Source organism: Tissierella sp. (assembly GCF_032104385.1).
In the GTDB taxonomy this organism is placed as follows: domain Bacteria; phylum Bacillota; class Clostridia; order Tissierellales; family Tissierellaceae; genus Tissierella.
Genome location: NZ_DAMCHJ010000006.1, coordinates 130,747 through 145,425, shown reverse-complemented (window position 1 = coordinate 145,425; position 14,679 = coordinate 130,747). Strand labels below are relative to the sequence as shown.

17 protein-coding genes and 2 pseudogenes are annotated in these 14,679 nt (G+C 29.5%); all 19 read right to left on the bottom strand.

Features of this window, described 5'->3' with window-relative positions; translation table 11 throughout:
- Positions 1-134 precede the first annotated feature (134 nt).
- Entirely contained in the window at positions 135-755 is a 621-nt protein-coding gene (locus tag RT714_RS08205) for a DUF5052 family protein (RefSeq protein WP_313757091.1), read from the bottom strand.
- Positions 756-1,381: 626 nt separating this feature from the next.
- The gene (locus RT714_RS08200) at positions 1,382-1,600 is read right to left on the bottom strand and encodes a winged helix-turn-helix transcriptional regulator (RefSeq protein ID WP_313757090.1); all 219 of its coding nucleotides are present in this window, start codon (positions 1,598-1,600) and stop codon (positions 1,382-1,384) included.
- 178 nt (positions 1,601-1,778) lie between these two features.
- Complete coding sequence (locus RT714_RS08195) at positions 1,779-2,486, bottom strand: hypothetical protein (protein ID WP_313757089.1); 708 nt, start codon at positions 2,484-2,486, stop codon at positions 1,779-1,781.
- 3 nt (positions 2,487-2,489) lie between these two features.
- Positions 2,490-2,915, bottom strand: a complete 426-nt coding sequence (locus RT714_RS08190; RefSeq protein WP_313757088.1) for a hypothetical protein — start codon at positions 2,913-2,915, stop codon at positions 2,490-2,492.
- A 13-nt stretch (positions 2,916-2,928) separates the two neighbouring features.
- A complete protein-coding gene (locus RT714_RS08185) occupies positions 2,929-3,870 on the bottom strand; it encodes an AAA family ATPase (protein ID WP_313757087.1) in 942 nt (313 codons plus the stop codon).
- A gap of 124 nt (positions 3,871-3,994) precedes the next feature.
- A complete protein-coding gene (locus tag RT714_RS08180) occupies positions 3,995-4,714 on the bottom strand; it encodes an N-acetylmuramoyl-L-alanine amidase (RefSeq protein WP_313757086.1) in 720 nt (239 codons plus the stop codon).
- Positions 4,711-5,127: a phage holin family protein gene (locus RT714_RS08175; RefSeq protein ID WP_313757085.1), complete on the bottom strand. Its 417-nt coding sequence runs from the start codon at positions 5,125-5,127 to the stop codon at positions 4,711-4,713. The genes RT714_RS08180 and RT714_RS08175 overlap by 4 nt, the downstream gene beginning before the upstream one ends.
- 433 nt (positions 5,128-5,560) lie before the next feature.
- A pseudogene (locus tag RT714_RS08170) lies at positions 5,561-5,911 on the bottom strand (phage tail protein); the annotation flags it as partial.
- Between the two features lie 240 nt (positions 5,912-6,151).
- Positions 6,152-7,048, bottom strand: coding sequence for a radical SAM protein (locus tag RT714_RS08165; RefSeq protein WP_313757084.1), 897 nt, complete (start codon positions 7,046-7,048; stop codon positions 6,152-6,154).
- A 10-nt stretch (positions 7,049-7,058) separates the two neighbouring features.
- Complete coding sequence (locus RT714_RS08160; protein WP_313757083.1) at positions 7,059-7,751, bottom strand: hypothetical protein; 693 nt, start codon at positions 7,749-7,751, stop codon at positions 7,059-7,061.
- Between the two features lie 13 nt (positions 7,752-7,764).
- Complete coding sequence (locus tag RT714_RS08155; protein WP_313757082.1) at positions 7,765-9,147, bottom strand: radical SAM protein; 1,383 nt, start codon at positions 9,145-9,147, stop codon at positions 7,765-7,767.
- 16 nt (positions 9,148-9,163) lie between these two features.
- On the bottom strand, positions 9,164-9,931 hold the full coding sequence (locus RT714_RS08150; protein ID WP_313757081.1) for a phage tail protein: 768 nt from the start codon (positions 9,929-9,931) through the stop codon (positions 9,164-9,166).
- The gene (locus RT714_RS08145; RefSeq protein ID WP_313757080.1) at positions 9,931-10,548 is read right to left on the bottom strand and encodes a putative phage tail protein; all 618 of its coding nucleotides are present in this window, start codon (positions 10,546-10,548) and stop codon (positions 9,931-9,933) included. The genes RT714_RS08150 and RT714_RS08145 overlap by 1 nt, the downstream gene beginning before the upstream one ends.
- Positions 10,541-11,608 (bottom strand): baseplate J/gp47 family protein, encoded by a 1,068-nt coding sequence (locus RT714_RS08140; protein ID WP_313757079.1) that lies wholly within the window; start codon positions 11,606-11,608, stop codon positions 10,541-10,543. Before RT714_RS08140 ends, RT714_RS08145 begins: the two co-directional genes overlap by 8 nt.
- Entirely contained in the window at positions 11,609-12,055 is a 447-nt protein-coding gene (locus RT714_RS08135) for a DUF2634 domain-containing protein (RefSeq protein ID WP_313757078.1), read from the bottom strand.
- Position 12,056: 1 nt separating this feature from the next.
- Entirely contained in the window at positions 12,057-12,491 is a 435-nt protein-coding gene (locus RT714_RS08130) for a DUF2577 family protein (protein WP_313757077.1), read from the bottom strand.
- On the bottom strand, positions 12,492-13,490 hold the full coding sequence (locus tag RT714_RS08125; protein WP_313757076.1) for a hypothetical protein: 999 nt from the start codon (positions 13,488-13,490) through the stop codon (positions 12,492-12,494).
- A gap of 1 nt (position 13,491) precedes the next feature.
- Positions 13,492-13,914: a hypothetical protein gene (locus tag RT714_RS08120; protein ID WP_313757075.1), complete on the bottom strand. Its 423-nt coding sequence runs from the start codon at positions 13,912-13,914 to the stop codon at positions 13,492-13,494.
- Positions 13,915-13,927: 13 nt separating this feature from the next.
- Positions 13,928-14,679: pseudogene (locus tag RT714_RS08115) on the bottom strand (hypothetical protein); the annotation flags it as partial.

Sequence of the window (14,679 nt, the reverse complement as noted above, 5' to 3'; positions counted from 1 at the left end):
TTGAGATAAAGTCAAGGAAAATTTGAAAAGTTTTTAAAATTTATTGCCTATACATTTCTAACAGTCGATCATTTTGTTATTCCTATGGATTTTATTTAATTTATCTTTAGACTTCTAAAACATCTATCTACTATTTATTCTAATAATTCAATATCATAAATTGTATAATCACATCTATATATAAAAAGATACTTACCATCTATTAATATCCCTGTAGATTTATCTATTCCTGTTGCAAAGTAACTAACCTTATTTCCTACAAATGTAGCTAATGGTTTTCCCGATTGTGACCTTATCAATACTACTCTACCTTTTCCCGTAGTAAAATTTTTCATATCATTTACCATCCTATTGATAAATGGGGTTGACCTATTAATATTTTGAATATCAACTGTTTTACTATATTCATTAAATATATCAGTTAAACCTTCTTCATAAAGGATTAAACTACTACAAACATGAACCATTGATTTGCCACCTATAGTCAAATTTATTACAGAGGATTTATTAATGGTATTTCCTTCTTCATCTTTGGAATTAAATTTATCTTCCGAAGTAATGCTTATTGAACTACCCTTAATACTATCAATAATATTACTTTCTTCATCATAGGTCTGTACTGTAGCAGCCCTTCCTCTTAATGCCTCTTTCATTTTTCCAACTTCATTACTAAATAACGCACACCCATTTAACATTGATAATATGGGTATTAAGGCTCCTAATAATGCTATAAATTTTATTCTTTTGATTTTCATATGAATTCCCTCCCTAGATTATATTAAAATAATATAATAAGTCTGTACAGAAGAATTAGTTATTGATGAACTAAAAATAAAAATATTTTCTCCTAAATTAAATCTAATCTTATAAACATGATAAAAAACATCTTCAAAAAATTTAGATATAAAAAAATAAAAGCTTAAATGAGCAAAAAGTCATTCAAGCTTCTGTTAGTAAAGTAATCCTTAACCACGAAAATATCTATATTGAGTTTGTCGTGGATATTAATGGCGTACCCTAAGGGAGTCGAACCCCCGACCTTCTGGGACTAAAAATAGGGTTTTATATAGTTTTATACAGTCATAAAACGTTGGAATTTCAACACTATATGTTCATAATAGTTCTATATAGTTTTAGCCAGTCAAAAACCAATTGGCTAATTTTTGGCTAATTTTTATCTTGGAGCATTCACATTAGTCCCTTTTTATTTTATTTGTATTTTCCCTCATTCAACATATAGGTCTTTATTTTAATTTCAAATCCACTTTACTTGTCCAGTATACCTATTGCATTGATATATGAATTTAATCACGTCTAAACTTAATATACTTGTTCAGAATATTCCCAATAACTTTTCTAACTAAATTAAAATTTATATTTTTTAATTATCTACCTTCTTTAATACTCTTAATGCTCTAGGGAAATTTTCTTTTCTTTCAATAAATCCTTTTGATTCTAAACTCTTTAAATATGTATGTACAGTAGAAGTTGATTTAAGCCCTATTATTTTACCTATTTCCCTAACACTCGGAGCATATCCATTTTGTTTTATATAATCTACTGTTACATTTAACACTTCTAACTCTCTTTCGTTTAACATATAAATATTCCCCCTTTATTAGATTATACATGAACGCTTGTTCTGTGTAAAGGGGGATTTGTCAAATTTTGTATAACGAATTTTATAATCCTGTCTAATTAATAAACCTTACTTTAATATATCTTCATAAGTCTTTTAAAAATATCTATTATATGCTTACAAAGTATTATATTTATTTTTATATTTTTACTAAGCTTAAAAAGCTTCTTGTTTTGCTTTGCCCAAACACCATTCTAAAAATCTTTTTTAGATCTAATGAATCCCATTGATTAAAATTCGTTCTGCATATTATAATACAAAAACTAAATATTTGATTTATTATTTCTAAAATTTCAATCAAAGTTATTTTGATGTTTTCTTTATTTATGATATCTAAATCCGAAAAGTAATCAATTATATTATTCTTGCTCTCTTCTGTAAGAGAGTGGGATAATCCGGACAACATACTATACTTTTTATCCATTTTGCTATTTAAGCTTATACTTTCTTCTTTCAATTTACCTAAATAATGTTTTTCTATGGCCTTATCTAATGTTGATTTATTTGCACTATATGATCTATCATTAATCTCAAAACTTGGATCATTAATTACTTCTATTATAAACTTCAAAAAGTTCTCTAAGCAACTTCTTAAAACCAGTAAAGATGCCCTTGAATAATTGTTCAAAGCTAAAGAGAATGCCTCCATAAGGCATGAAAAGGAAATATTAAAATAATCTGAATTAAAGTATTCTTTAAGCTCGATTCTCTTTGAAATATAATTTATTATATAAATACCACAAAAAATCTTTTCTATTTCATCGTTATACAAAGTAATTATTTCTCTATTTACATCCTTTTTTAATACATCTGTTAACTGAAGTGTAGCATCTTTATAATAGCTCATTTTTTACTCCTTGTTCTTTATCAAATTTATCCAGTCACTCACATAAGTATCATTATTCTTTTTAGTTTTTTTTACTTTTTCTTGTTTCTCTTTATAGTCAGGAAGTACAGTAAGTATTTCATTTACTACCTCTATTATCTGAGTATAGTTTAGTTCTGAAATTATATTTTTTTGCAACCTAGAGGCTAATAAAGTTCTTGAGTTATAAAGATATTCCTTAAATGGTGTTTTATTATTAAATTTTTTTACAAATATATTATTAATAAACCCCTTTAAATCATCATTTCTAGGAAAAATATCTTTTCTTAAAATAAGTTCATAAATAATTCCCATAAACAATAGCCTACTTTGCGATATACTTAATTTATTGCTAATAACTATTTTAAAATCGTTTCTAATATCCTCAACATTTCTCTCTTCATAATTCATAAGGAAACCTCCTCTACTTTATTTTTTCTAAAATCTCTCTTGTTATTTTTGATATCGCATTATTCAACTGCGTATAATTAGAATTTCCTTCCACATCTTCATACATTACAATCTTAGTGGGAACAGATCGAATATAAGGTAATTCAGTATCAAAAAAATGTATATCCTGAAACTCCTCTCTCAATTTTTCTTTTCGTTTTTTTTCTGCTTGTAATGTATCCACAAGAGTGAATACAACTCCAAGCCTCTCTATTTCCTTTCCGTGCCCTTGAACAACCTTTTTATAGATGTGATCTTTATAAATTGAGTTATTTCTCAGCTTACTGTCCACTTGTTCTTCAAGCAATTGTATCCCTATAGATGAATATAAGTCCACCTTACTAGGTATTACATAATAATCCGAAACATATAGACTTGCGTGTGTTAAAATTGACCATGTCGGAGGGCAGTCTATAAGTATAAAATGGTAGTTTTTTAACATGTCATATTTCCTAAAATGATCTAATAAACAATTAAGTTTTCCAGCCGTATCCCCCGTAATTTCCTTTGCCACTGAAAGATCCCCAGGCATAAGATAGAGCTTTTCTTTTATCTTATGCGTTAGTGTTGGATTTTCAAGTTTAGCAGTTATGTTAGATGTTCCAAACAATTGAAGTACTGTTTCTCTGTTTTGAGATAGCTCTTTATATTTTTCTGCAGAATTTATTTCTTGCTCAAATTCAAATTCTTGATATTCTTTTTTGTCTGTAATATTGTTTCGCATAGATTCATTCATTAAAATACTTTTATGTAATAACAAGCTCTGTGTTGCATTGAATTGTGGATCCATATCTACTATCAAAACATTATAACCAAGATTTGACAGTTGATTACCTATATTTATAGTTAAAGATGTTTTGCAAACTCCTCCTTTCATATTTACAAAAGAAATAACTTTAGCAATTTCATTAATCATATTAATCCCCTTCCTTTAATATTACTGTTAATTTTATAAGTTCGCAAATATACACTTATATAACTATTTCGACAAAAATATTGAAAATCCTTCTTTTTCCAAAAATAAAAAAAGACCTTAGATTTTACTCTAAGGCCTTACTTCTTCTTATCATGGATACTACTTGTTCCCTCGTAGGTGTACCTTGAGGATTTTTGCCATCAGTAATACCATTTTTAATTCCCCACCCCCAATCATCTTTAGCCCATTGAGAGGGTTCATCTTCCTTTTGTGTTTCTTCTTTATACTCAACACCAAAGTACTTACATATTCCTTTAGCTATAGCTCTAGCACATTTCATCTGATAGTTTTCATCTAGCATTAATTTAGCTTCTTCTATATTATCCATAAATCCACACTCCACTAGTATAGATACCATTTTTGTTTCTCTTACTACGTGAAGATTACCTGGTTTAACTCCCCTATTCCTTAGTCCTGTTTCTTTAATTAGTTCCTCCTGGATTAATTCTGCTAGTTCCTTACCTTTTATTGAACTAGGGTGATGATAAGTTTCTATTCCTCCATGACTACCCCATATTGCATTAAAAGCATTAAAATGAATTGATACATAGGCATCTGCCTTAGCATTATTAGCTTTATCTGTTCTAGTCTTTAAAGGAGTATCTTCCTCTGTATCACTGACAAATATTATATTAAATCCATTTGTTTTAAGTAATTCTTCTAACTTCTTAGCTGTAGGATAATTAAATTCCCATTCTTTTATTACTTTTCCATCCGACATTACTGGCGTTCTTTTACCTGGAGTATTAATTCCATGACCATTATCTATTGCTATTAATTTCATTTTATCATTTCCCCCTTATCACTTGTATCTCTTAGTTGTATCAGTATCTCCCCTAAAAACTTAGGTATAGGTACCCCTGCCTTTCCTAAATTTTCAATTATAGATATCCCTTCATTCCCAATATAAAACCATATAGATACATTTCTAAGCATTTCTGTCCCAAATAGTTGATCTAGACTATAACAAATTCCAATGGGAATAAATAACATAGCTTTCTTAAATATCCCTTTATAGCCAACACTTGAATTTACTTCATTATTTATTCCTGCAGCTATGACACCTAATATATAATCTGCAACTACTAATCCTACTAATGTCTTTAAAAGCATGTCCCAGCCTCCTAGTATTGTAGTTATTCCACCTCCTATTAATAATAAAATCCTTTTTATCCATATTGTAAAATTATTTTCCACTTTTACACCTCCAAAAAATTAAAAAAGGGCAATAAAAAAGACTATATCTAGTCTATTGCCCTTTTTTGGATTATTTATTAAGTTTCCTTAGTAATTCTTGATACTATTCTGCTATAATTCTATCAAATATAAAGAATACATCTAACTTATTCAACATATCTTCCTTCTCATGCTTTCCTGCATCAATTAGGTTTTTTAATTAATTATAAATCATTTTACATTCCTCCTTGATTTAACAATCTTTCATATTTCATAGAATATGTTCTTGAAGTTCAAATATTTGCTGTAATTTTTTTATATTAGGTTCTTTTGATATCTCAGGCTATGGTATGTGTGATTTCCTCGGGTTACCGTGATAAATAAGTTTCCGAAGACTACACTTAATATTTTATCTTGCAATAAATCTCCACCACCTAACTCTATATCAACAATATCACGATAAGCCTAATTTCAAATTAACTACAGAAGTATTTACTATTTCTAAAATCATTCTTATATATAAACCTTTTACACCGACATTTGTTATTAATAGCTTATATATTTCAGTATATTTTCCCACTGCTAATAAGTTACCTTCATTATCAAATATACCAGCTTCTCTAATCATAAATCCTCCTTGATCAGCAGGAATAATTATTTGTATTATTATCCATTTTGAATTTTTTTCATCTAAACCTATCTGTCTAATTTTCCTCCCTAAAACTTCATTTTTAAATTCTGCTTGTTCTTCAGTAGGATTGTAGTATTTGCCTCTACCATTTCCTAATGCAAAATCTATAAAATTTACTTTGTGCTCATATTTGCTATTTTGGCTTTACCTAGTTGAGTTAATATTGTATAAAATTATTCTGTCATTAAATCACTTCTTTTACTTCTTTATAAAATCTCACATATTCTAACTCTAAATCTACATTTTTATTAACTATTCATTCTTATATTTCCAATATTGACTGTTAATCTTATATTAATATATTTTCCCTAATTTTAAGGATATCTCTAATATTTAATAATTCTATATTCGCACCTAAACCAACTTGTCCCTTACCTCACTTAACCTTCTTTGGTGATTATAATATACGGTCTTTCTTATATGGTAAATCATTTCAGATATTTTATCTTTTTCAGTACATCTAATTACTTCATATTCATTATTATAGGTAATATCATTTCCACTTCTACCATAACTTTCAGCTATGACTTTACCCGTTATAGGGTCTCTAATATAGCTTCTAACATCTGAATAAGGCTTTAGCCATTCAAACAGTCCAATGTGCAAATTAACATATTCACCGTCAACTATCTTTCTAGATACTAAATCTAATTCTGAAATAAATCTATCACAATATTCTTTATCTATAACGATTGTAGACTCAACGGTTCCAATATCAATATTCTTCACACCTAATTTATACAAGTAGTCAATACTACTTTCAATAAACGCTACATTATATGGATGTGTTGTTATATGAATAGAACTTTCTACACCATACTCTCTTAGGAAATTAATATTTTCTACTACTTTATCATGGGTATTTTGCCTGCTCTCTTTAAATACTCTAAGTTGATTTGAAAACATATGACCATCCATACTAGCTGCAAATCTTAACTTAGGATTTTTACTAAGATAATCCGCAATTTCTTCATTTATAATAGTAGCATTTGTAGTTATGACATAATCAGTCACTGTAATATCTGAAACATTTTCCATATATTCATAGGATTTCTTTATTAGTTTCCATGCAAGTATAGGTTCTCCTCCTAGAAATTCTATCCCAAAGTCATCATTTGTTCTATATTTTATTATATTATCAATTAATTCCTTTACTTCACCCCAAGTATATTTACTAGTTTTATCTTTTTCATAACAGTATAGACAATCACAATTACATTCTTTAGTTACGTGAATAACATACCTTTCCATTTTTACCTCCTTATTCAAACCTTTTTTCAGAATCACATGAACAGCGTCCATTACAGGTACAACTAGTTGTATTTCTGTTTCCACATGATGATGTTCTTGATTGACACATGCAATCTAACACAGAAACAGTACCACAAGAAGCCTGCCTTAATTCACAATCACAGGGACCAATAACTCTTGAATCACAGCTACATGTTGGAGAAAGTGTTCTAGAATAACAACTACACCCATAGTATTGGTAACCAGTACAATCGTCATCACCCTCCCCGCCGCGGCAGCCACTCTTGTGATATCTACCGTTACAATCACATGTTTCCGAAATCCTGCTTTCGCAAGTACAAGCATCAACATATGTTCGAGATTGACAATCACATAACAGTGGAGATCTGGTATTGCAACTACAAGTTGGGGTATTGCCATTACAACTACATGTATATGTTCTTGAATAACAATCACAAGCCCGCAATTGTTCAGCATTGCAACTACAAGGATTTAATTTCTCTCCTGCTTTATATATATCTCCTAGTGACAAAGTCGCTGTATAAGAATTCTCCATATGGGTTTCGCATGTATTTTTATCCCTTACATGATACATACTATCTAATAAGTCTTTTAAATCACTTAAATGACGATGTTGTGGGGTTACTTCATATCCTTCCTTAGCAATTAAATATTCTTTCAATTCTCTTAAACTTAGTTCCAATCTAACCACCACCTTACTTTAACAACTTTTCCAACAGATATTCTTGACCTTTATCTATCTTATCAACTTTATCTATTAAAATTTTTAATGCAGTAGCAAATATTTCTGTATAATCATTGCTTTCACAATTACATATATTAACTTCAGTTTTTGATGCACGATATGATTTTTTACTTGGATTATTACTAATACCTCTACTGTCACACAAACAATCTGGGTTATCAGAGTTATTACCTTTTACACAGTTAATTTCCATGTTAGAATTTAGCAATCCCATTTTATTTAACTCCTTCCTTATTCTCAATTGTATTTTTCTTTCTATTTTAGACATCTTACATCTTGGTCCGCCACAATCAACAATACTAAGGATGCTTCCATTTTGTACATACGCTTCTGCAATACATCTATAGCATTGATATGCATCACATTTTGGATCTAATTTATTACAAGACAAATCAGAATTATCATAATCTACCCAAATTCTTCTTTTTGCTTCATCTATTCCAATATCCAAATCCCCTATTTTACTTCTTTTCTTAAGGTCATTAAAGTAAAGATGATGACATGGAAATAGTTCCCCCGTTGCAGTTATAGTAATAAAATGCTTTCCCGCACCACATGGTGCATTACTAAACATATCTTTACGGAGGCATTTATCTATAGGCGCATAGTTTAAAACTTCATCTATTTTATTATCATTTTTACAGTGTTCTAAAATATATTCAGCAATCCTACTTAATTGGTCTTCATATATATTGATATCCTTCTCAGTCCACTTCTCAGTATGAATAGGCATAAACCAAATTCGAGGTATGTCCCATTCTTGTCTGAAAAAAATATAGTTCTCATATAAATAAGGTAAGGTATCGTGATTACTACATCCATGAACACTTAATCTATCCATGTTATCAGCAAATAAGGCCTTCCATTCAGGAATATTTTTCTCTATAATATCGAATGTAGGTTTACCATCTCTAGTTATTCTATATTGGTCATGAACCTTCTTAATACCATCTATAGATAATTGAACACTTAAATTCACCTTATTTTTATAAGTATTTAATATTCTTTTTATATCAGTTGTAAGTATAGTTGCATTTGTAACCATACTCGCAGTAAAATATATCCCTGCTCTTTTAGCCAGCTCTAGACCATAGCTAAGTATCTCTTCTACGATATCAGGCATTAAAAGAGGCTCTCCACCAAATATCATAGCATGAAATCCATCATCACCATTTTTTAGTGCATTTTGACATAAATACTCTAATCCCTTTCGTGCAACTTCTTTCGTCATCTTATTCTTATTATGCTTTTCAAAACAATAAATACATCTTAAATTACAATCTTCAGTTACTAAAAAACTTGCCGAAGTAGGCAAGTAAGTTTTCTTATCCATTATAAACCTCCTCCTTTTACCCTATAGCAATCCATGACATAGCTCCAGTAAAACTACCTGAATTTCCTACATATAAATTCGTTTCATCTATTCTAATCCATATCTCCCCCAAATATCCTTCTGGATTAATTGCAGGAAATGCATAAGCAGATATAGGCTTTACTTTTAATCCATGAGGAATAGTAACTTCTTTTCCATTACCTGCAAAAGTATAAATACCTCTAGCTACATTGTGAGATGTTATATTCTTGGTTTTATGTTTATCTAAATCATCAATTAAATTAGTAATTCTATTAGTATTTTCCGCGACTTCTTTTTTAACTTCATCTATGTCTTTCTTAGTTGCTAATATCACAGTAGGATCTACTTTTAAATTCACTATAGAAGTGTTTGCTACTTCTAAAATCATTCTTATATATAAATCTTTTGCACCACCATCTGTTATTAATGGTTTGTATGTTTCAGGATATTTTCCTACTGCCAATAGACTACCTTCATCATCAAATATACCAGCTTCTCTAATCATAAATCCGCCTTGATCAGCAGGAATAATTGTTTCCATTATTATCCAGTTTGAATTTTTCTCGTCTACGACTATTTGTCCAATTTTCCCTCTCCAAACCTCATTTTTTAATTCAATTTGATTTTCAGTAGGATTGTAGTATTTACCTCCACCATCTCCTAATGCAAAATCTGTAAAATTTACTTTATTACCTAACATACTTGCATTTGCTATTTTAGCTTTACCTAATTGAGTTAGTATTGTATAAAATTGTTCTGCCATTAGATCACTCCCTTTCTTGGATAAACATAAATATCTTCTAGCCCTATATTTATTCCTGTTGCTATATAAACTTTGCCTCTACTCTCGATTTCTTTTATGGAATATGGATATACCGTTATTTCTTCGCCACTCAAAACAATACTTGCTATATAGACTTGGCTTCCTTTTTGCTTGTAATTCAAAGCAACATCATAATCCAAATGTGCAGGTTTAACTTCTTCTATTCCCTTAAACATATCTCCAATATTTAAAGTCATAGTTCCTTCATTAGTAAATTTTATTTTAATTCTTCCATCAAATACTACATCTACTTTACTTCTTGTATAAGATTCAACTATAGCTTTAATCATTTTAGAATCAACTTTTCCAATACCTCTCCATTTGGACTTTATTATACTTCTTCTTTCTTCTAAAGGTTTATTTAGATTGGTTTTGATTCCTAGTTCTTTTTCATAAATAGCTAATCCCCATGTAGCAGTATCAATACTTAATTGATTTCCTAAATCTTCTATGTTTAGTTCTAATTTATCAAATTCAATCTGTTCGGCTTTCATGATTTCCTGAAATACCTTTGAGGTTTTCTCATATAAAGGTAATAATTCTAATAATCTACTCACTTATTACCACCTCATTTAATGATGCTATTTCTTCATCTTTTACATTTATATTAGAAGTATTGTTATTAATCTTGAGATTTGTATAATCTAACACACCATCACAATTTAATATTATTGCTCCTATTTTCGCATAGCTAACTATATCCTCTTTAAATGCAATGGATTTTAGATAATCTCGTATATTTTCTTCAACTTTTAACTTAATCTGTTCTAATGAATAATTTTCATCTCTAGTAACTACAACTGATATATTAATATCTTTACTTATAGCAGATACTACAGTACAAAAAGCACCTATAGGCGCCTGTCCCTCACCTAGTCCAGTTATTTGAGGATCAATATACTCCTGTACTTTATCGATTAATTCTTTGCCAGCAGGTTGCTTATTGCTATCTATTATTATTACTTTCACTGTATTATCCCCTTGCCATAATGGAAACACTCTAGCATCACCTACTCCAGTAACTTCTTTTGCCCAATTTTGATAGTGATACTTATTTCCACTTGTAGCAGGTGTTCTTATTCTCTCATAATATCTATCAATAAGACTCTTGTCACTTTCAGCATCATAACCATTTTTAACTGGTTCAGCATTAATTACACTTGTTAATCCTGCTATTGATATAGGGAAGTATTTTATAGCTCCAACTGGTACATTTCCTATAGAACCAAATTCTTCACATTGAACATTTACTATCATCTGCCCTGTATTATCTATAGTCTTGTCATCTAATGATATAAAGTTTACTGTATCAGCTCCAACTAAATCACCTTTGGATATTTTAGCACCTTCTTGCCCTACAATCGTTACTGTTATAGTTGCCTTTGTAGCTTGCTTCCTTTGTATTCCTATTCTTTGATATATAAATCTCTCTAATTCATAACCTTCTAAGTTTTCTACATCTAGTTTATCTGCAACTTCTTTTATTTCTTTATTTTTTCGTTCAAATTCAATTGCAGCCGGTTTAGTAGAATCATAAAAAAAAGACCCTTTGGTCTTATCATATTTATCGCTTATATTTTTTAACATCCTATCGTGTATTTCTTTAGAATTTTCCAATTAGAAACTCACCTCCTGATTGAAGATTTCCCCACTTTTTAATATAACAGTAAAATAGATAATTAAAGTTGTCTGGTCTTGAGCTGTTCTAAAGTTATCTATTCTATCAATCTCAATATGTTTCTGTAAAGTTTCTTCTATTTCTCTTCTAAGTTCAGATTGTAAGAAGAACTGAGGTACTTTCTTACCTTGTATCAATCTCTTTATGGTTATACCATATTCATCAATCCCATCTTCTTCATATATTTTAAACTTAAACTTCTCTGTTCTTAAGATTTTTTCAATCCATACTTTTATAGCTTCGACTCCATCTACTTCTATCAACCTACCATCTTTAATTAGGAAGTCTCCTTGTTTAAAATCAAACAAAAAAGCCTTACCTTGTTTTTTATTTTCTTTCACTTCTACTTCCTGTACAAAATTATCTAAATTTAGTTGAGGTAACAATTTAACCACCTACCTTTTGAACTTTGTCTACTATAAAAAAAATCTGTTCAGACTCTGATGGAACTATTAATATTTCATCCCCAACTTTTAATGTATCTGTAAATACTATAGTCCCCTCAGAATTATATTCCGTTTTTATAGATATATTTTCTATTATGTGATTATGGGAACTTGCTCCTTGACCTCCATCATTAACATTATTAGTTGTACCGCAATTAATATCTCTAAATTTTATATTTCCTTCTTCTTTATATTTTCTAGTATAGGTATCTAGTAAATTATTACATATATATAATTGTTCTTCTTGTAAAATCACATCACCATTTAAAATAGATATTTTTATAGGTTCTATATCTACAACTTTACCAATGCAATTTCCTATTTTATCTATATTATCTCTTTCTTTGAACATATTAGCTAATCCAATATCCCACATTTATACCACCTTCTCTATAGTTAGACTCATCTTGTGAATCCTATTTTGATATGCATGAGTACAATCTTTCACTAAATATTGTCCTTGTAACTTAAACATATCATTATTCACTTCTAATATTCTACCTGCCCTTACATTATCATCACCTAATAATTCTATAGATGTATCCTCACCAATTCTATTCAATTCTTTAAGTTTGTTTTGAGCAATTACTTTGGCTTTTACTATATCTTTATCATCTACACTTTCAACTTCCTGCAATAGACCAAATTGAGCTATATTTTTATCATCCTTAGCTACAGCAGCTACTCGACTGCTTTTTTCGTCATTACTCGAAATTAATATACTATTTTTCATGTCTGCTATGGATTCAGATTTACTAATGCTGATCATAGTACTAAGAGGATTGAAAGATGCTAGGTTACTGGCAGGTTTAAATATAGGTTTTATAATTAAATCAGTATATTTTTCTATATATAGTTTTCCTGCTCTCATTTCCAACCTATATTTTATTCCTAATTCGTTTGTAGATTGTTCTAATATATCTCTAACGATGTCTGCCACAGTATCATCTTTATAAATCTTAGTAATTACTGTAGATATATTAGTTATATTACCTATAGGTACACTAAATTTACCACATAGTTGTTTAATAGCTTCGTTTGCTTTCACCTTATTAAATTGAATTATGGTCTTTGATTGATTTAAATAGAAGGCATAATCAAAGGCTGTAATAGATTTAGAATATCTTTCTGTGCCCAAATCCACTATAATTCCTCTGAATATCTCATTATTATTGTTAAGTAAGACTATTTTATCCCCTACTTTAATTAAATCATAACCTTTCATATATCTATCCTCTATATTTCTAACCACATCAAAGTTCAGTTCCATGCCTAATGTATCTATACTGTCCCTCCATGATAAGTTGCCACATAGGTTAGTTATATTACTTTGTTTTCCATCATCTTTAATAAGAAAGAGTGTATAATTGTCCAATTTATACACCCCCAATAAACCTATATTCTGCCATGTCTAATGTATATTCTATATCTCCATTCCTTAGTTGCTTAAAAGTAAAGCTATCAATAACACAAGGCATATTAAACCATTCTCTACCGTCTGGTCGGCTTGTTACTACTCTTAATGGTACTTTCTTTGCTCTCCATTTATTAAAGAAATCTACATATTTAAAAGGCTCTGCCACACTTCCATGTTTTAACCATGAATACTTTTGTGATGGAAATATGGAAGCAATAGAAAATGTTCTAAGACCTTCATCACCTATTAAATTTATAGTTCCATTATTCAAAGTTTCAAATTGTTCATTATTTTGAGGTTTATTCACCTCTATTTCTGGTACTACAGGTAATACCATCACTTCTTCATTATTGTTTGCACTAAATACTATATTACTTCCCATTTTCTACCACCTCCTAAACATTTTGATAAGCTAATGATACTTTTCTATATACTTCATTGCCTACTTCATTAATAAACTGTCTATTTCCTATTACATTTCCTAGTATCTTAACTTCTACTTTTATATCTTGTCCTATAGATTTATTTTTCAATAATCTATCGCTTTTATCAGCAGGTATTATCATTTCTCCTGAAGATAGTTTTCTTATTTCTCCGCCTTTCTCGTGTATCCTTGCATATCCAGCAGATGAATAAGAAGTTCCTTTTGCATATGCAGGAATTGTAGGAATCTCAAATTTTACCGTAGGTATGTTTACTCCTGGTATTTTATTTGCAGCTTTTATTAAAAGATTAAATGGCATAAGCTGAATTTCAATCCATTTATTAATGCCTTTTATAATAAAGTTAATCAACTCTTTAAATCCTGACTTAATATTTTCCCACATAGAACTGAAAAAATCTACTACTAATAAAAATCCATCCTTAATCCCTTCCCATACAGAACTAAAAAAATCTGAAACTGATGAAAATGCGCTCTTTATACCTTCCCATAAATCAAAAGCTTTTTCTTTTATCAAGTCCCAATTTCTATAAAGTGCATATCCAGCCGCTACCACTGCAGCTATAGCTAATACAATCCAAGTTAATGTAGACATCTTCAATGCACCACCTAATACACTACTTATATGTTTCCATGCATCCATAGCTGCTATTATTATTGATATTGCCTTAAATACTGCATATATACTCCCTACAAACACCATTA